The 17,715-nt window shown below is 47.4% G+C and carries 14 protein-coding genes; 7 read left to right on the top strand and 7 right to left on the bottom strand.

Annotated features, from left to right (window positions below):
• Window positions 1–26: 26 nt before the first annotated feature.
• Entirely contained in the window at window positions 27–575 is a 549-nt protein-coding gene (locus CZ379_RS11085) for a GbsR/MarR family transcriptional regulator (protein ID WP_110931683.1), read from the bottom strand.
• A gap of 251 nt (window positions 576–826) precedes the next feature.
• On the opposite strand from CZ379_RS11085, the gene CZ379_RS11080 reads away from it, so the two are divergent.
• From CZ379_RS11080 to CZ379_RS11070, 3 genes are read left to right on the top strand one after another with little or no spacing between them, the layout of a single operon-like run.
• Entirely contained in the window at window positions 827–2,041 is a 1,215-nt protein-coding gene (locus CZ379_RS11080; RefSeq protein WP_110931682.1) for a quaternary amine ABC transporter ATP-binding protein, read from the top strand.
• Window positions 2,025–2,867 (top strand): ABC transporter permease, encoded by an 843-nt coding sequence (locus CZ379_RS11075; protein WP_199925573.1) that lies wholly within the window; start codon window positions 2,025–2,027, stop codon window positions 2,865–2,867. The genes CZ379_RS11080 and CZ379_RS11075 overlap by 17 nt, the downstream gene beginning before the upstream one ends.
• A 3-nt stretch (window positions 2,868–2,870) precedes the next feature.
• Window positions 2,871–3,797: a glycine betaine ABC transporter substrate-binding protein gene (locus CZ379_RS11070; protein WP_110934329.1), complete on the top strand. Its 927-nt coding sequence runs from the start codon at window positions 2,871–2,873 to the stop codon at window positions 3,795–3,797.
• Window positions 3,798–4,033: 236 nt separating this feature from the next.
• Here CZ379_RS11070 and CZ379_RS11065 read toward each other — a convergent pair whose 3' ends face one another.
• The 6 genes from CZ379_RS11065 to CZ379_RS11040 form a co-directional block, all read right to left on the bottom strand.
• Window positions 4,034–5,095 (bottom strand): glycosyl hydrolase family 18 protein, encoded by a 1,062-nt coding sequence (locus CZ379_RS11065; protein WP_110931681.1) that lies wholly within the window; start codon window positions 5,093–5,095, stop codon window positions 4,034–4,036.
• 40 nt (window positions 5,096–5,135) lie between these two features.
• Window positions 5,136–6,905, bottom strand: a complete 1,770-nt coding sequence (locus tag CZ379_RS11060; protein ID WP_110931680.1) for a polysaccharide deacetylase family protein — start codon at window positions 6,903–6,905, stop codon at window positions 5,136–5,138.
• A gap of 39 nt (window positions 6,906–6,944) precedes the next feature.
• Window positions 6,945–8,810: a glycosyltransferase gene (locus tag CZ379_RS11055; protein WP_234404886.1), complete on the bottom strand. Its 1,866-nt coding sequence runs from the start codon at window positions 8,808–8,810 to the stop codon at window positions 6,945–6,947.
• Between the two features lie 31 nt (window positions 8,811–8,841).
• Entirely contained in the window at window positions 8,842–10,155 is a 1,314-nt protein-coding gene (locus CZ379_RS11050; protein ID WP_110931678.1) for a nucleotide sugar dehydrogenase, read from the bottom strand.
• Window positions 10,156–10,187: 32 nt separating this feature from the next.
• Window positions 10,188–11,645, bottom strand: a complete 1,458-nt coding sequence (locus tag CZ379_RS11045; protein ID WP_110931677.1) for a polysaccharide deacetylase family protein — start codon at window positions 11,643–11,645, stop codon at window positions 10,188–10,190.
• Window positions 11,646–11,918: 273 nt separating this feature from the next.
• Window positions 11,919–12,617 carry an adenine nucleotide alpha hydrolase family protein gene (locus CZ379_RS11040; protein WP_110931676.1) on the bottom strand — a complete coding sequence of 233 codons (699 nt, stop codon included), beginning with the start codon at window positions 12,615–12,617 and terminating at the stop codon, window positions 11,919–11,921.
• A 454-nt stretch (window positions 12,618–13,071) separates the two neighbouring features.
• Between CZ379_RS11040 and CZ379_RS11035 the strand changes: the two genes are divergently transcribed.
• From CZ379_RS11035 to CZ379_RS11020, 4 genes are read left to right on the top strand one after another with little or no spacing between them, the layout of a single operon-like run.
• Window positions 13,072–15,474 (top strand): Na+/H+ antiporter subunit A, encoded by a 2,403-nt coding sequence (locus CZ379_RS11035; RefSeq protein WP_110931675.1) that lies wholly within the window; start codon window positions 13,072–13,074, stop codon window positions 15,472–15,474.
• Window positions 15,461–15,883: a Na(+)/H(+) antiporter subunit B gene (locus tag CZ379_RS11030; protein ID WP_110931674.1), complete on the top strand. Its 423-nt coding sequence runs from the start codon at window positions 15,461–15,463 to the stop codon at window positions 15,881–15,883. Before CZ379_RS11035 ends, CZ379_RS11030 begins: the two co-directional genes overlap by 14 nt.
• 5 nt (window positions 15,884–15,888) lie before the next feature.
• Complete coding sequence (locus CZ379_RS11025; protein WP_110931673.1) at window positions 15,889–16,227, top strand: Na(+)/H(+) antiporter subunit C; 339 nt, start codon at window positions 15,889–15,891, stop codon at window positions 16,225–16,227.
• Window positions 16,220–17,698 carry a Na+/H+ antiporter subunit D gene (locus CZ379_RS11020; protein WP_110931672.1) on the top strand — a complete coding sequence of 493 codons (1,479 nt, stop codon included), beginning with the start codon at window positions 16,220–16,222 and terminating at the stop codon, window positions 17,696–17,698. Before CZ379_RS11025 ends, CZ379_RS11020 begins: the two co-directional genes overlap by 8 nt.
• Window positions 17,699–17,715: the final 17 nt, after the last annotated feature.

The raw sequence follows: 17,715 nt of genomic DNA, 5'->3' as shown, positions 1-17,715 counted from the left end.
GTTATTACGCAGGCGCCACTATTAAGTTACTCTTTGGGAACAAGCTGATATATTTCGCCGCTTTCCATCGCATCGATTAAACGGTCAAGCCACTCGTAATATTTCACGGCCTCGCCCATTTTCCTACAGTCCTCCTGAAGAACAGGCGCTATGGCCCCCTCCGGTTCAGTGGCAAGCCATCTACTCATCTCCTCGATCGACCTCCGCAGGATGAGGATGTTGGATTCCACCGCTTTTCTCCACTTGATCGCAAAATAATCCGTAAACGTCTGATGCCAATCGTACTCTACCTCATATAGATCTTTGCGAGAGCCCTTCTCCCACACTTTGTTTACCATTTTAAGATCAAGCAAAGTTCGTACACCTGTACTCATGCTTGTCTTACTCATCTTCATCTCCAGACCCATTTCATCCAGGGTCATCGGTTTATCCGCAAAAAAAAGCAGACCGTAAAGATGACCTGTCGATAACGAAATTCCGTACAAATCCATGTTTCTGCCAATGGCCTCAATAACGCGCTTCCGCACTTTCATTAGATCCGCCTGCTGCTCTGGTGTAAGCTGGTCCAAGCTCATGCTTGCAACCTCCTATCAAGATACTTCCTATATCTTAAAAAAAGGAGCATTAAAAGTAAAGCAGAGGCTTATCGAGCATTTCTAAGGATAAGGCAGGATATGTGCTGTTCACCCTGTACAGTTTTTTCTGTACATTCTATATGAACCGTATTAACGGTTGTTTAGATTCCCCTTTTTTTGTTAGACTAAGTACCATGTGAGGCTACAGGCCCGTGCAGCCTTGGAAATTCATTAGAAAAGGAGTGGATAGTTTGGAGGATCCCATTTTAGAAGTAAAGCAAGTTACTAAGTTGTTTGGTTCCAATACGGAACAGGGACTTCAACTGCTCGAACAGGGGCAAACGAAGGAACAATTGGCTGATCGAGGTATAACCGTTGGCGTGAATCGGGTCAGCCTGGACATCCGTCAGGGGGAAATTTTCGTTATTATGGGACTGTCAGGAAGCGGCAAATCGACACTCGTGCGGATGCTGAACCGACTGATCGAGCCTACTTCAGGTCAAATTCTCATTCACGGCCAGGACCTGCTGAAAATGAACAAAGCCGAGCTGAGAAAAATACGTCAAAAAAGCATCAGTATGGTATTTCAGAAATTTGCTCTGTTTCCTCACCGGACGGTACTGCAAAATGTCGAGTATGGCTTAGAAATACAAAAGATCGATGCTCATGCTCGAAAGGAAAAAGCAGAGCGTGCTCTGGAGCTTGTCGGCCTGAAGGGCTGGGGCGATAAAATGCCGGATGAGCTTAGCGGCGGCATGCAGCAAAGAGTCGGCCTCGCGAGAGCCTTGGCGAATGACCCAGAGGTGCTGCTGATGGATGAGGCGTTCAGCGCGCTCGATCCGTTAATTCGCCGGGATATGCAAGATGAGCTGATTGAACTGCAGGATCGCATGAAAAAGACGATCGTTTTTATTACGCACGACCTCGACGAGGCGCTGCGGATCGGAGATCGGATTGCCTTGATGAAAGATGGCTCGCTCATTCAAATTGGCACGCCTGAAGAAATGCTTACTCAACCAGCTAACGGTTACGTCGAACGATTTATCGAGGATGTGGATCTCTCGAAGGTACTGACCGCCTCGCATGTCATGCGAAGACCTGAGACCATTACGCTGGATCGCGGCCCTCGGGTTGCCCTGCAGCTAATGCGGGAACGGGGAATATCGAACCTCTTCGTGATCGATCGTTCTATGCGCTTGCTTGGCGTCATTACGGCAGAAGATGCGTCTGAAGCGAATAAGTCAGGAAAAACATTATCGGATATTCTGATAAGTGATAGTCCGCAAGTATCCCCGGATACCGTGCTGAGCGATTTATTTGAAGCTACCAGTTCGGCTAAAGTGCCGCTGGCCGTCGTCGATGAGCAAAGACGGTTACTAGGGGTAATTGTGCGGGGCGCTGTGTTAGGCGCACTTGCAGGTGATATGCGCGATATGGAGGTGAAGCAGCATGAACTTCATTCCTAAAATACCTCTCGCGGATTGGATCGAATTTATCGTTGATTGGATGGAGTCGAACCTTGGGGGCTTTTTTGAAGGGCTGTCCAAGATCATTGAAAGTGTCGTAGAGTTCTTCTCATGGTTGTTTCTCTTGCCTCACCCACTTCTATTCATCGCTATCTTCGGTATATTGGCCTACCTGATCGGTAAAGTGCCGCTCACGCTATTTACGGTGATTGGTTTCCTGCTGATCGACAATCTCGGCTATTGGACGGAAACGATGAATACGTTAGGCCTCGTAGTCACTTCCGGCATTATTTCAGTGGTCTTGGGCATCCCTATCGGAATATGGAGCGCCTATAGCCGAACTACTCACCGCATTATTTCACCTTTGCTTGATTTCATGCAAACCATGCCTGCATTCGTATATCTCCTGCCTGCCGTTACCTTCTTTAGTCTCGGAGTGGTGCCAGGAGTAATTGCTTCCGTCATTTTTGCAATTCCGCCTACGATTCGCTTGACCTATCTCGGCATCAAGCAGGTATCCGGCGAGCTTACGGAAGCGGCCGATGCCTTCGGGTCGACCTCATGGCAGAAACTATTTAAAGTGGAACTGCCCTTGGCAATGCCTACAATGATGGCCGGCATCAATCAAACCATCATGCTGTCCCTATCAATGGTCGTCATTGCTTCGATGATCGGGGCGCAAGGGATTGGGGCTACGGTATACCGTGCGGTAACCCAGCTCAAGATCGGCCAGGGCTTTGAAGCCGGGCTCGCAGTCGTCGTACTTGCCATTGTGCTGGATCGTTTTACACAGAATTTATTTAAATCCAAAAAAAGAGGTGCTTAATTGATGAAGAAAAAGTCAGGTTTATTTATAGTGCTAAGTCTAGTGGCTGTACTGATGTTGTCGGCTTGCGGCAACTCAGGCAACGGAGGAACTACCGGCGGAAACGCTGGCAATGCAAGCGGCAATACCGGAGGCAAATCTTTGGGAGATCAAGTGAAGCATGAAATCATCGGGATTGATCCCGGTGCCGGTATCATGAAAGCAACCAGCGCTGCGATCGAAGAGTATGGTCTTTCCGACTGGACGCTGATTGAAGGCTCTGGAGCAGCGATGACAGCTACGCTGGCTAAGGCTGTTAAATCCGAGCAGCCAATCATTATCACGGGCTGGACTCCGCACTGGATGTTCGCCAAGTATGATCTGAAATACTTGGAAGATCCCAAAAACGTATACGGAGAAGCCGAAGAAATTCATACTGTCGTACGTCAAGGCCTAAAGGAAGATCATCCGGTAGCTTATGAGTTTCTGGATCGCTTCGAATGGACTTCCGACGAGATGGGCGAAATTATGACTGCCATTCAGGACGGGCAGGATCCTGCGGAAGCAGCTAAAGCTTGGGCAGAAAGCCATAGCGATCGCATAGATGCATGGACTGCCGACCTGGCGCCAGTTAGCGGGGATAAGATTAAGCTTAGCTATGTAGCCTGGGATTCGGAGATCGCCAGCACGAATTTGCTGCAATATGTCCTCGAGAATCACCTTGGATATAAAGTTGAAGCTCTGCAGGTAGAAGCTGGCCCAATGTGGACGGGTGTAGCCAGCGGTGATGTGGATGCGACGGCTGCGGCTTGGCTGCCGCTGACTCATGCCGATTACTGGGATAAATACAAGGATCAACTGGAGGATCTTGGCGCCAATATGACCGGAGTACGGACCGGGCTTGTCGTTCCGGCATATGTCGAAGCCAATTCCATTGAAGATTTGAAATAATTCAATAGCCCTCAAACAGCATAGAACCCATCCCGCTTAGCGGGATGGGTTCCTTTATATAAGAAAAGGGAGTATATCTATCGTACCTCCCCTTCCTTAATGCCACATTACCGTAACCTGAAAATAAAATTAAAAATGGAACAGCGAATAACGATCTGCATAAGACTATCATGTAACAAGCGGACTTAAACTCCTGCAGCTTTCGTTAATCGCTTGTCTTAGAACAATAGGGAGGCTTACAAATTCTTTAGCTTGTTGAGTGTAACCTGCTCGAATTCACCTAATCTCCATAAAACAATTTGATGATACCCTGCCTGTCTCGCTGTATCGATCCACTGCGATATCGTCTCACCATCCGCATACCAGACGGTATGCTTTTGGCCATCTTCATCTTTGTAAGTGAAATACACGCTTCCGCTAGCCTTATCCCGCAGGGGTACGGCTATATTATTCCGGTGCAAAAGCTCCGCCGCCTGCTTCTCCGTCAAAGAAGTTACTTTCCCATTACCCGCCCAGTCAAAGCCGCCAACCGACAAAGCGATCGCCGCTTCGCCGGGCAGCACCTCCATGCGGGAAGCCAGCTTCGCTATGAAGGCATGATCCGCCTTCGGCCCGGGGCCGCTATGGCTGCCGAACAGGTTATACGCCATCATGACATACACCGGCCCTTCCGGCAAAGGCAAGCGCTCGATGGGCGTTCGCGGCTCCAGTATGATGCGCAGCGTCTTCCCTTTGGCCTGCAGGCGTTCATGCAGCTCTTTGTAAAATATGCAGAGCTTCTCCCAATCCGCCTCGCCGATCTTCTCATAATCCATCTCGACCCCGTCAAAGCCGTACCGTTCCACGATGTCGATAATTTCCGCGATATGCTTTTCCTGACTCTCCCTTGAAGCCAGAATACGCGAAACAATGCCAGGATCTTTCTGCACAGCTGTCCCATCCGGGTTCCAACGATCATTGACGATCGTCAAATCCACATACTGCACACCGCCTTTCCGCGCTGTTTCAAATATACGCGGCAGCGCCTCATGCATCTCCTCAGTGAAATATAGACGATTTTCACTATCGAAGTAAGCGGCAAAGGCCTGCAGTCGATCAAGCTGCTTCCCGATTTGCCCTAAGTCGTCTACGCCTGATTCCCACTTCCAATCGACCACCCACGCAGACAATTCCATTTCAGGCTCCACGTTAACAGCCTGGATCGTTTGCTGCTCATTCTCCTGCCTGCCAAGCCAAAGAATTCCCGCGATAACAACTATCACTACAGCCGCCACAGCATATAACCATCTGCTAGTCATCTGTTTTCAGACACCTTTCTCTTCTTTCTTATTCCGCTATTTAGAAGGTGTCCATCACCCAGTTTATGGAGGCGTCCAACCCTTTTTTAAAGCCATGAATGATCCCTTGAAATCCTGTGATTTTATTGCTGAACACCACGTCGGGCTTGCCCTCCTCCTTCGACATCAGCGCGATTTCGAAGTCCTCGAACACGGCGTCATAGATATCATCCTTCTTGTTCTGCATGCTGTATTCCGCTTCCAGAGCAATGCCTCCGCTCTCAACCAAACCATCAATTGCCTTCCTGTCAGCAATTCGATCACCATCTACCGTAATCGTCAGCAGATTCCCTTGCAGCTCCACCCGCAGCTGCCTAGTCTGCTGAATGTTGATCGGGTATTCCTCTTCCTTCGGCCCGGCCTCCGCTACAATTTGCTCTTTCGTATAAACCGATGCCTTATCGAAGGCTAGATCCTCTTCACTCCAAGAGATCGGCTGCAATTGACTGGAGAATACACGCTCTATCTCCTTGCGGCCAGATTTTCTCTGCTCAACATGCAGCTCATTATTCTCTAAGACAACCCGTAAAAAGGCTTCGGTTGGTTTGTCATAACGGACATACACCGACTGTTTGCCCACCACATTCCCGGCTAATTGATAAGAGATTACAGTATTCTCGCTGCTATCGCTATCCTTCAAATACAGCATGCCTGGACTCGCTGGTGGCGATGTCAGAATAATCCGATTATCCGTAAACTGCGCAGCCCCGCTAACCAGCTCCCAAGGATTAGCGAGCTGCTCGTCACCACGAATAAATTGCATTTTCTCGCCGGTATCCTTCTGGATTTTCATCAGCAGATGATTGGTGTACCAATATGGCGCTGCCTGCACCCGCGTTAAATCATATACATCATCGGAAGAAGTATTAAGCGCCTTCCCTTCCCGATTGAAGTGGATGCTGAACATCTGCTCAATATTCGTGCTGTTCGCATGAGCGACAAGCGGATTCATGCCATTATTCAAAGCATTTGCGTGCATGATCATATACACCTGGGGCACGAACCCTAACTTGTTCGTATAAACATCCTTCATCACTTCATAATCACTATGAATCCGCGTTTCCATTTCTGCCCGATTCTCCGCAGGGATCATATTCTCGTCTCGAATGAAATCCATCAGGTAGTGATTATAATATTCGATATGCTCTTTATTCGTTAACTCATTCTCATCCTTCATCCCGATAAAACTGCCGTTATGATCGAAAATATTTATATACGTCAGGCGATTTCCATTAGTTCCAAGCTCCCAATAACCTGATCTCATCATTTTCAGCATCTCTTTCGGCTGGACAAATTTGCGCTCGCTCTTTCCCATCTTGTTTGCGTAAGAAAAGAAGGTCGCTTTGTAATTGTACTTCTCCAGCAGCGATTGGGAGAACAGGCTGGAATCGTTTCGCCCATCTTCAAAGGATAAAAACAACGCCTTCTCCGGCAGCGGTTTATGATGCAAATAAAAATCCATAACATCCTGCTGTGATATCGTCACATAGCCTTGATCATATAGTGCCTTAAGCTGTTGATTGAGCTGTCTTTTTGCCACCAGTTTTGGAGTGGATGAACGCCCGACGCCGAAATAGGATATCGCGATAAAGCCTTCCTTGTTGCTCCATCTGGATTTGTCTGGCTCATCGTATCTCCGAATTCCGAACAAGGCATTGACCAGCAGCACGCCCACGACCAGCAAAATCGCACTCTGCACAATGGTCTTTATCACTTTCCTGCGGTTTTTTCGGCGATAATCAAGGGCAGAACTTCGCTTCTTCTTTAACATTTCTGCCATCCTCACTCTATGAATCTTTAGGCGATTGCTTTAGAACGGCAATCCGATTCTATTTTTATTTTTTTGCTTTCTAGCTTCTCTTTTCTCTCTTGCTTCAATATCCTGCGGCGTTTCTCTCGTCCCCCAGGTGGATTTCCAGAACGTCACCCAGGCTACCGGCATTTGCCACAGCAGTACAGCCTCATAAAAGATGCAGAAGACAAGTCCATACACCCACAGCCTGCTCCTGCGGAACATTAAATGGGCGAGACTCATCAATAATCCCATGAGAAGCAGGCCCATTAGGAATGTGCCAGGAAAAACCTGATAGGCAAGCGGTACATAAACCAAGTTATAAAGCACGATGATCGGCGCGGCGATCGGTACAACAACTCCGACATAGAAAAACAGCGACATAAAGGGTTCTTTCCGCCAAATGAATCCTGACGCCCGCAGCGACTCGCGCAGCCATGAACGCTTCCAGCGCATTTGCTGCTTGAGGAACACACTCGTTTTCGACGGCACGATCGTCGAGCAAATCGCAGCATCCTGATAGGCAGTGCGATGTGTCCTTAATATAAAGTTCGTCATGCTCCGGTCATCCCCGAAGGTCGCCGGCTGACCGAGGAATTTCTGATTCAGCCAAGCTTCCGAATGCTCCAGAATAAGATCCTTGCGGTAGCAGGACAACGGCCCCGATAAACAGGTCACGCTGTCAAAGTAGGACTCCGCAGCCTTCATAATGCGGAAGGCGATATAGTAGCGAACGGTCTGCAGCTTCGTGATCGAATTCGTATATTTATTCTCGACATCGGTACGGCCGGCGACGCCGCCCATTCGCGGATCTTGAAACGGCTGTACCAGATGCTTGATAGCTGTCGGCTCCAGAAAGCTGTCAGAATCGACGAATACGACAAGATCATGTTTGGCCATCTCCACGCCCTTCACAAGGGCAACACGTTTGCCGCCGTTCTCTGGAAGCACGACCATCTGCAATCTTTCCTTAGTCGCGTAGCGTTCTGCCTCATTATGAACCATCTCAATCGTCTTTCGAATCTGCTCCGCAGAATGATCTGTCGATTTGTCATCGACAACGATCACCTCCAGTTTATCCACCGGATAATCCTGATTAATGCAGCTTAATATCGTCCGGTGAATCCACTCGGCTTCATTAAAGCAAGGAATGATGATCGTTACCCCCGGCGTATATTCCGGATTGACCGGCACATCCCGGTAAAAGGCACCAAATAAATATCGACTCAGTAAAAAGATCGCTGCGATAAGGCTGTACAAATACAGCCAGAGATTGTACTTAAAATAAAGTACACTCTCCACGCGCATCAGCATAATAACAGCGACAGCGACGAACATCAGCCCGCTTGCCATGTAAATCGAATAGCCCCAGCGTTTTTTCTGGAAATAGTCTGTCAACGGCAGCATAAACTGCAGGGCGACCCGCTGCTTCTCAACATCATCTGACTGCTGAGTAAATAAACGAACGACCTCCGCATCGATTTTAACAGAGGATTCAAAGCCTTCCGGCATCGTCCCTGGCGGGATCTGGCAGCGAAGCTGATAACTTTCCCCCACCTCGAACCTGCCTGCTTCAGAGCTCATTTCAAGCAAAATTCCCGTCGAAGATATATCAATGGCCCGAGCTTTAATGCCATCTTTTTTCTTCTTGCCCTGCGGGACAAGGAGGACATCGAAGTCTGCAATGTATCTCAGACTAAGCAGCCGCAGCTTTTCCCTGGATTCCAGGTCATTATCGTCTAGGATAAAGCCTTCATCCCGAAGCCCTCTTCGATCGACCCGTCCGCGAATCTGTTCGGGATCGGGCACATGTGACAGTGTACGTCTGTCAGCCTTGGGTACAGTCAGTACCTCTTCAACCTTTTTCTTCTTCCTTTTAATCACGATTTGCGTCCCCAATCATTTATTGGTTTTCCTACAGCCTCCAATAATAAACCCCGTTCTGCTCATATTCCGCTTTGGAATAAATCCCTTTGACGTCGATCATAACTTTTGTCTGCTGACCATTGTACATCCTATTGAAATCCTCCAAGCTCATTTCAGCGAATGGAGCGTGCGGAACCGCCACGATAACGACATTCAGATCCCGAAACGAGGACATCTCGGACAATTCGATGCCGTATTCCTCGTAGGCCTCCTGCGGATCTACCAAAGGATCGGCGACTAATGCAGTAACCCCGTAGTCCTTCAATTCGTTGATGATGTCCGTAACTTTCGTGTTCCGGATGTCCGCGCAGTTCTCCTTGAAGGCTAGGCCAAGCAGGCCGATTCTCGTATTTCGGATATCGAGTTGTAATCTGACCAATATTTTTATTATGTTGTCGGCAATATAAGCCCCCATGCTGTCATTGATATGCCGTCCGGCCAGGATGATTTTCGAATGGTACCCAGTATCCTCTGCTTTATAAGTCAAATAGTAGGGATCTATGCCGATGCAATGCCCGCCTACCAAACCGGGGGTGAAATGCAAAAAATTCCACTTCGTTCCCGCTGCCTCTAGCACTGCCTTCGTATCGATGCCCATACGGTGGAACACCATCGACAGCTCATTCATAAAGGCGATATTAATGTCTCGCTGCGCATTCTCGATCACCTTCGCCGCCTCGGCAACCTTGATACTTTCCGCACGATGCACGCCAGCCTCTATGACAAGCTCATAGACCTGGGCAATCACTTCCCGCGCTTCATCGTCGATCCCGGATACGATCTTCACGATATTCTCCAGGCGATGCACCTTATCCCCCGGATTGATCCGCTCAGGCGAATAGCCGACCTTGAAGTCTTCTCCGCAGCGGAGACCCGACTCCTCTTCCAAAATAGGAATGCATACATCTTCGGTAACCCCTGGATAAACCGTAGATTCATAAACGACGACGGCTCCCTTGGTCAGCTTCTTCCCAACAATCCGGCTGGCGCTCTGCACGTACTTCAAATCCGGCACATTACCGCTTTGAATCGGAGTCGGCACAGCTACTAGAAAGAAGCGAGTTCCATGAAGCTTCTCTTCATCCGAGGTGAAATCTACTTCGCACGCTTGAATTACTTCATCCCCCACATCGCCCGTAGCATCGATCCCCGCCAAATAACCTTCGATTTTCTTTGTATTCACGTCAAAGCCAATCACATTTGTCTTCCTCGAAAAAGCAACGGCTATAGGCAGTCCGACATACCCCAAGCCAACAACGGCAATTCCCTCACGCCGGCCAACAATCTCCTCATATAATCCCATTAGCTCCATCCCCGTCTGTCAAATTGATTCCTTCAATTAATCAAATCTTTCATCTTTACAAATGTGTAGCCTTGCTCCTTCAACTGTTCCAGCACAGTCGGCAGCGCCTCCCCCGTATGAATGCCATCCAGGATATGCAGCAAAATGATGCTTCCGTTCTGTGTCTTCTTCATAATGCCGTTAACGATATCATCGGCGCTGTTCTTGACGTCCCAATCCAGTGTCGTTACATCGTACATCGCTATTTGCGGATAGCCCGTAGCCGCGATAATTTCCGCAGTGGCGTCGTCCACCACGCCTGTCGGCGGTCTATACAGCATCAGCGGCTGCTCCTGGATCGCTTCCGTAATGACTTGGTGAGCCTTGACGACATCCTCCTGCAATTGCTCGGGGGTCAGTGTCGTCACGACCTGATGGGCATAAGAATGGTTGGCCACATCATGCCCCTCTTCAATCATGGCTCTCGCCAGATTTGGATTTTGCTCCACTCCCTGTGCTCTTAGGAAAAATGTAGCTTTGACATCATGCTCGGCCAATATGTCCAGAATTCGCGTGACCGTCTTATCCGTAGCCCAATCATCAAAAGTAAGAGCAATTTCTTTCTTCCTCGTATTGGCTTTGTATACAAGCTCGTAGGCAGTTCCTTTGTAGTCCCGATTCAGCTTGGCCGCGTCGTAGCCAGGTATCTGCTCCAGGGGCTTGCGTTCCCCTCCATTCTCGACCAGCTCGCTTAGCGTAACCAGCTTGTAGCCGATTTCTTCTGCCGATTCAGCTATAAATCGGATCGCCGGAACAATTTCAGGATTAATGTCCGTATTCAGCGAAATCACACTGCCTCTCGACATATATCTAGCTATATAATCGCCGATCTCTTTCGCATTCTTCATGTCGCGATCCTTCGGGTTAATATTATAGCTAACCACTCCCTCCATTCCGAGCTGGGCCGCAACGAGAAGAATATCATCCGAATAATCGCCAGATTTCGTTCTTATGTACTTAGGTGATATCCCTGTCTCTTTCTTAATAACCTCGTTGCTAAGCTGGATTTCCTTATAAATTTGTTCATACTCCAGCTCCGTTAGATCCAAATGATTCAACGTGTTGTTCTCAATTTCATGGCCGCGGGCAACAATGCTTTTGGCAATGTCCGGTTCCTCAGCCACTCTAATCCCAGGAAGAAAAAAAGTGGCTTTAATGCCATGCTTGTCCAACTCATTCAGCAGCCGCTCCATCGTCTGCATATCTCCCATGCCATTAAAAGTTAGGCTCAGTTCCTTTCTGGCTGTATAAACGGATGAGATCACCCTGCTCTTCTCTCCTGTATGCCGCTCGATTTTTTGCTCACCCAGCTCCTTGCTCTCCGTAAGGTCGGCCGTGCTGCTGCCGGAGCTGAATATTCCGCAGCTCGTCAACAAGACCAAGCTAATGAACAGAGCCGTAAATCGAAGCAACGATTTTTTTCCCGTCTTAAACCTGCTATTGCTCTTCATGCTATAGCTCCTTTTTACCAGATAATAGAATCCCTGATTGCACAATTCCTGAATCGTCCAATAATATATCAAGCCATTCTTTACATTTTCTAAACAAATATGCCCAATCTATCAATTACAAGGAAACAGTTAATAGTTTCTTATAGGTATTATAACCTACCAAATATCCAACTAGGAATCATTAGAATGCCGCAAGCTCCAGGATATTTTCCCCATTAAAAAAGACTCCCTTGTGGGAGTCTCAAATTTGTTTGTATCCATTTATCGCTTAAGTTAAATTAAATCATGGGTCTTGTGCTCATATTTAATGTTGGAAGGCGATTCTATAGCTTCGGTAACCTTATCTTCGGCAACATGAACCTGAACCGTTTTACCGTTGCTGACGAATTTAAACAATCCGTTGTTGAAGTCAGTACCGATCTCTTTATAAAAAATCCCTTCATAGCTGATGTTTTTTTGGCAAGAAAAGCATAGTCGGTAGCTATCCCCTTCTTTCAGCAAATAGCTGCGCACACCAGCTTCATACTCAATTTCCTCTTCCGTTTTAATCGTGCGATCCAGCGACACGATATGGATATCTACAAAAGTGATTTCTCTTAAAAGCGCATTAACGAAGGAGCCCTTCGTAATCTCTTCCCAGCGATTCTGGGGAGTTTGTCCAATGATGATCTGTGTAACATTGTATTGATGAGCGACATCCGCAATGGTTTTGGCGGTCGGCCGCTTCTCATTATCCATGAGAATGAACTCCTCGACATCACATTCCTCGCTAAGCTCTCTCCACCGCTCGATATAACCCGATTTCTCGGCATCAAATTCATCGTACGGGAGTGGATCCACCGTCAAAATATACAACGGGCAATTTAACATACTCGCCATTTTATGACCGCGTCTGATCAATCGCTCACCGTTTGGACCGTAATATACACAAACGAGAATACTCTCATCCATACGACCCTTTACTTTCTTCATGACGAAAATTCACCTCATTAATGATTCATTAAATTTTAGCCTTTTGGACGACATCTATAAGAAAAGCTTATGCATCGAATGTACAATTGTACATCATGTATATTTTTATTGTATAATTACATTATTATTATAATTTTTCCTTATCGTTTGATAGAAACTTTCACGGTACTCCCAATCCACTTCCCAAGCGAAGTCCTCGCTATCTTACCATAGGCAATCACAAGACTTATGGTTTCCTATTATCCCGCTTATTGACATAGGAGTCAAGCCCTGCGGGTATCCTTCTTTAAAGGATGACTTTATTGCATTTTTAAAGAAGATCATTCTAGGAGCTTACACATGTTTTTTTTATTAAAAAGTAAGCCATCTTACACAAGTATTGTACCGCCGATAAGTGTACAAACTTTATGTAAATATAAGCTGTAACTATCATGATGAAATTGGAGGTTTGACTTTGTTATCCGTGAACTTAGCCATTATTATCCCATTTTTAGCTGCTGTAATCATCCCATTACTGTATACAAAAGTTTCACGCAAACATATAGGCTGGTTCGTTCTTATTGTGCCGGTTGTTCTGTTTGTTGCCCTTGCACGCTACATTCCAGCAGTAGCCCAAGGGGAGACTTATTTAAGCACAACGACGTGGATTCCGTCCTACGACATTCATTTTACCACTTATCTTGACGGACTCAGCCTCATCTTCGGTCTCTTAATTACCGGGATCGGCAGCTTAGTCATTATTTATTCCATTTATTATTTAACCTCGGAAGAGTCGCTTGGTCACTTCTACGTCTACTTATTGTTATTTATGGGCGGAATGCTTGGCGTCGTGTTCTCTGACAACCTGATGGTATTTTATGCCTTTTGGGAATTAACAAGCATTTCGTCTTTCCTGTTAATCGCATTTTGGTATCACCGAAAAAGATCGAGATATGGGGCAAAGAAAGCTTTATTGACCACAGTTGCCGGCGGCATCGCCATGCTGACTAGTTTTATTATGATCTATACGATGACCGGCACAATGAGCATTCGAGAAATAATTGCCGCTATCGATCCCAATCATATGCTATTTATTCCAGCGATGCTACTGCTTCTTCTTGGTGCCTTCACCAAGTCCGCCCAATTCCCGTTTCATATTTGGCTGCCGGACGCGATGGAAGCGCCGACCCCTGTCAGTGCATACCTCCATTCAGCGACAATGGTTAAAGCTGGCATCTATTTGGTCGCACGGTTCACGCCCATCTTCGGCAGCCATGAAACCTGGTTCTGGCTCGTCAGCAGCGTCGGGATCATCACGCTCTTCTGGGGCTCTTTTAACGCTGTTCGCCAGACCGACCTTAAAGCTTTGCTTGCCTATTCAACCATTAGCCAGCTCGGTCTTGTCATGAGTCTGTTCGGCATCGGCTCGGCGGCCCTATCTATGGGAGCGGGCGAGGAGACCGTCATCTATACGCAGGCTACATTTGCCGCCCTGTTCCACTTGGTGAACCACTCGACCTTTAAAGGGGCGCTGTTTATGGTTATCGGTATCGTAAACCACGGAGCGGGAACCCGTGACATTCGCCGACTTGGCGGATTGATGTCGCTTATGCCGATTTCATTCACCATCGCCCTGATCGGCAGTTTTTCCATGGCCGGTTTGCCACCCTTCAACGGTTTCTTAAGTAAAGAAATGTTCTTTGAAGCCATGGTCAACGTAAGTCAATCCGGAATTTTCTCATTGCAGATATCGAAGATGCTATTCCCTGCCGTCGCTTGGATAGCCAGTGTATTCACCTTTATATACTGCATGATCATTGTATTTAAAACTTTCCTTGGGCCTTACCAGCCGGAAAAACTGGATCATGAAGCTCATGAAGCTCCTATCGGCATGTTGATTTCTCCGATTATCTTGGCGATTCTAGTCGTAGGCATTTTCTTCTTCCCTAACGTACTGGGCGATTATTTATTGCGTCCAGCCATGGCTAGCATTCTGCCTTCGCTTGAGCTTGAAGGAGCGACCCAGCCCATTTCCGCCTGGCATGGATTTAACCCGGCTCTCTTCATGACCATCGGGGTCATCGCAATCGGTACGCTGCTGTATCTGTCGTTCCGACGCTGGAAGGGAATATATTCGCTGCTTCCAGAGAAATGGACTTTGGATAACCTGTATAACAACAGCCTGCTTTTCATGGAAAAGGGCTCCAACCGAATTACTTCCTTGTATATGACGGGCTATCTAAGAACTTATTCGATTTATATTTTTCTGTTCTTCATTGCCGCTGTCGGAGGTTCGCTGTTATTCACCGGAGCCTACTCATTCAACTTTGCGGGCGATGCCCCGATCAGTGTATATGAAATTGTCCTGGTGCTTATCATGATGGCTGCAGGACTTGCGATTCCGTTCGCGAAGTCCCGCGTGAATGCTGTATTGCTCAATGGAGCACTCGGCTATTCCATGGCCCTGTTCTTTGTAGTATTCCGCGCGCCTGATTTAGCGCTTACCCAGCTTGTTGTGGAGACGGTGTCGACGGCATTGTTCCTGCTATGCTTTTATTTCCTGCCGGAATGGAAGAAAGAAAATGCGCCGCGCAAGACGAAACGGAATAATTTAATCATTTCCATATCCGTGGGAGTCATCTTTGTTTTGGTTGCTCTCTCTGTCCGTGGCGGCAAGCTCTTTGAGACGATCTCAGGCTACTTTGAAGATGCTTATGAGCTTGCTGGCGGCAAAAACATCGTAAACGCGATTCTCGGAGATTTCCGTGCGTTCGATACGATGCTTGAAGTCGTCGTTCTCCTCATCGGCGGACTGGGAGTGTACACGTTGATCAAACTAAAGACAACAAAGGAGGAGCAGAACCTTGAAGATCAATGATGTCATTTTGCAAACGGTCACCAAGATCGTTGTATTCATTATTCTGACGATGGCCGTCTATTTATTCGTATCGGGACATAACAGTCCCGGCGGAGGCTTTATCGGCGGGCTCGTGCTGGCATCCGCTTTAGTACTGCTCTTCCTTGCTTTTGATACGGAAACCATCATGAATAGAATTCCTCTGGATTTTAAAATGGTAGCGGCCGTAGGAGCCTTTATAGCAGTAGCAACAGGAGTAGTTTCCCTGTTTTTCGACGTTCCTTTTTTAAGCCAAGCTTATTCTTATTTCAATTTACCTGTGTTTGGACAGACGGGACTCGCTACGGTTACGATCTTTGAGCTTGGAGTTGCACTTGCCGTAGTCGGCGTCGTTGTTACGATTATTCTAAGTATTAGTGAGGATGTGTAAGTGGTATGGAAACATTGATCATCATCCTGACGGGAGTATTAGTGTCGGTAGCGACTTACTTATTTCTCTCCAGGAATGTTATTCGGATTATACTAGGGACGGCTGTATTAACACATGCGGGGCATTTGCTGATTATGACGATGGGTGGGCTTAAGACCGGAGGCGTACCCGTCCTCGGAGAAGAAACAACCACTTTTACGGATGCTTTGCCTCAGGCTCTGATTCTTACGTCCATCGTTATCAGCTTTGCGGTAACGGCCTTTCTTCTCGTACTTGCATATCGGTTGTACCAGGAGAGCAAAAGTGATAATTTGAGCGAGTTGAGAGGTATTGTTGATGAATAATATCCTTGTACTCCCCGTCGTCATTCCGGTGCTAACCGGGATTATTCTAATTTTCTTCCGATCCTATATTCGGATTCAAAGATGGCTCAGCCTGGCCGCAATGTTGTCGGTTACGGGCATCAGCCTCTATATTTTGAACATGATTCAAAACCTAGGCGTCATCCGTCTTGACTTTGGTAACTGGCAGCCGCCGTTCGGCATTCTCTTTGTCGGCGATTCGTTCTCATTGCTTTTGGTGCTTACGACAAGCCTTGTTGCTGCTATCTGTTTGATCTATGCCTTCTATTCTTTGGGCCAGAAAAGGGAGCAGATGTTCTTTTATCCGTTTGTTCTGTTGATGGTCGCAGGCGTAAACGGCTCTTTCTTGACAGGGGATCTGTTCAACCTGTATGTGTGCTTTGAAGTGATGTTGCTAGCTTCCTATGCACTCATTACTCTCGGTGGCACAAAGCCCCAATTGAAAGAATCCATTAAATATGTGGCGATCAACGTACTCTCGTCCTGGTTTTTCCTTGTCGCTATCGCTTACCTGTATGGTACGGTCGGCACGTTAAATATGGCTCATCTCTCCGAACGGATCGCTGAAGCCGGGCAAACCCCGCTGCTCACCGTGATCAGCATTTTATTCTTGCTCGTATTTGGTTTGAAGGCTGGTTTGCTGCTCTATTTCTGGCTACCCGGCTCTTACAGCGTTCCGCCAACGGTCGTTGCCGCATTGTTTGGAGCATTGCTGACGAAAGTAGGGATCTATGCCCTGTTCCGCATGTTTACCCTGCTTTTCTATCACGAGCCTTCGATCACGCATACGATCATTGGCATTATGGCTGGCATTACGCTGATCGGGGGATCCTTTGGAGCAATCGCCTATAAAGATATTCGCCAAATCGTTTCCTTTAATGTCGTTATCGCTGTAGGCTTTATCCTAGTAGGACTTGCTGTCGCCACGCCGGCAGCTATCGAAGGATCTATTTATTATTTGATCCATGACATGCTGGTCAAAGCAGCCTTGTTCCTTATTGCCGGTTCCATGGTTGCTCTTACCGGTACGACGATGATAGATCGAATGAGCGGGCTCATTCGCCATTACCCCGTATTAGGCTGGCTGTTCTTTATCATTATGCTGGCACTCGCTGGTATTCCGCCATTGAGCGGATTTATGGGCAAAATCTTAATCGGCCAAGGGGCGGTCGAGAGCGGAGCGTATATTCTGCTTGCCCTTTCTCTGATATCCAGTATTTTTGTACTCTATTCCCTGCTGCGCATTTTCCTAAACTGCTTCTGGGGTGAGTCAACGACTAGCGAGGAAGATGTCGCCCCCCTTAGCAAAGGCTGGTTAATCCCTTGCGCTCTGCTTGCAGTTGCTTCTATTGGGCTGGGATTCGGCGCAGAGTTCATCTCGCCTTATGTCGCTGATGCAGCAGCAACATTAACCAATCCATACATTTATATTGATGCAGTTTTAGGTAAATAATTGAATGCAGATGAATA

Origin of the sequence: Paenibacillus bouchesdurhonensis (assembly GCF_900155685.1) — a bacterium.
GTDB classification, from domain to species: Bacteria; Bacillota; Bacilli; order Paenibacillales; family Paenibacillaceae; genus Fontibacillus; species Fontibacillus bouchesdurhonensis.
Note: the sequence above shows the minus strand (reverse complement) of the source record. Positions and strands in the feature narration are given on the sequence as shown.

Coding starts and splice junctions, on each gene's coding strand:
- CZ379_RS11045 (WP_110931677.1), bottom strand. CDS start 11,645: ATGAAGAGCAATAGCAGGTTTAAGACGGGAAAAAAATCGTTGCTTCGA.
- CZ379_RS11060 (WP_110931680.1), bottom strand. CDS start 6,905: ATGTTAAAGAAGAAGCGAAGTTCTGCCCTTGATTATCGCCGAAAAAAC.
- CZ379_RS11050 (WP_110931678.1), bottom strand. CDS start 10,155: ATGGGATTATATGAGGAGATTGTTGGCCGGCGTGAGGGAATTGCCGTT.
- CZ379_RS11070 (WP_110934329.1), top strand. CDS start 2,871: ATGAAGAAAAAGTCAGGTTTATTTATAGTGCTAAGTCTAGTGGCTGTA.
- CZ379_RS11020 (WP_110931672.1), top strand. CDS start 16,220: ATGAATAATATCCTTGTACTCCCCGTCGTCATTCCGGTGCTAACCGGG.
- CZ379_RS11085 (WP_110931683.1), bottom strand. CDS start 575: ATGAGCTTGGACCAGCTTACACCAGAGCAGCAGGCGGATCTAATGAAA.
- CZ379_RS11075 (WP_199925573.1), top strand. CDS start 2,025: ATGAACTTCATTCCTAAAATACCTCTCGCGGATTGGATCGAATTTATC.
- CZ379_RS11065 (WP_110931681.1), bottom strand. CDS start 5,095: ATGACTAGCAGATGGTTATATGCTGTGGCGGCTGTAGTGATAGTTGTT.
- CZ379_RS11025 (WP_110931673.1), top strand. CDS start 15,889: ATGGAAACATTGATCATCATCCTGACGGGAGTATTAGTGTCGGTAGCG.
- CZ379_RS11040 (WP_110931676.1), bottom strand. CDS start 12,617: ATGAAGAAAGTAAAGGGTCGTATGGATGAGAGTATTCTCGTTTGTGTA.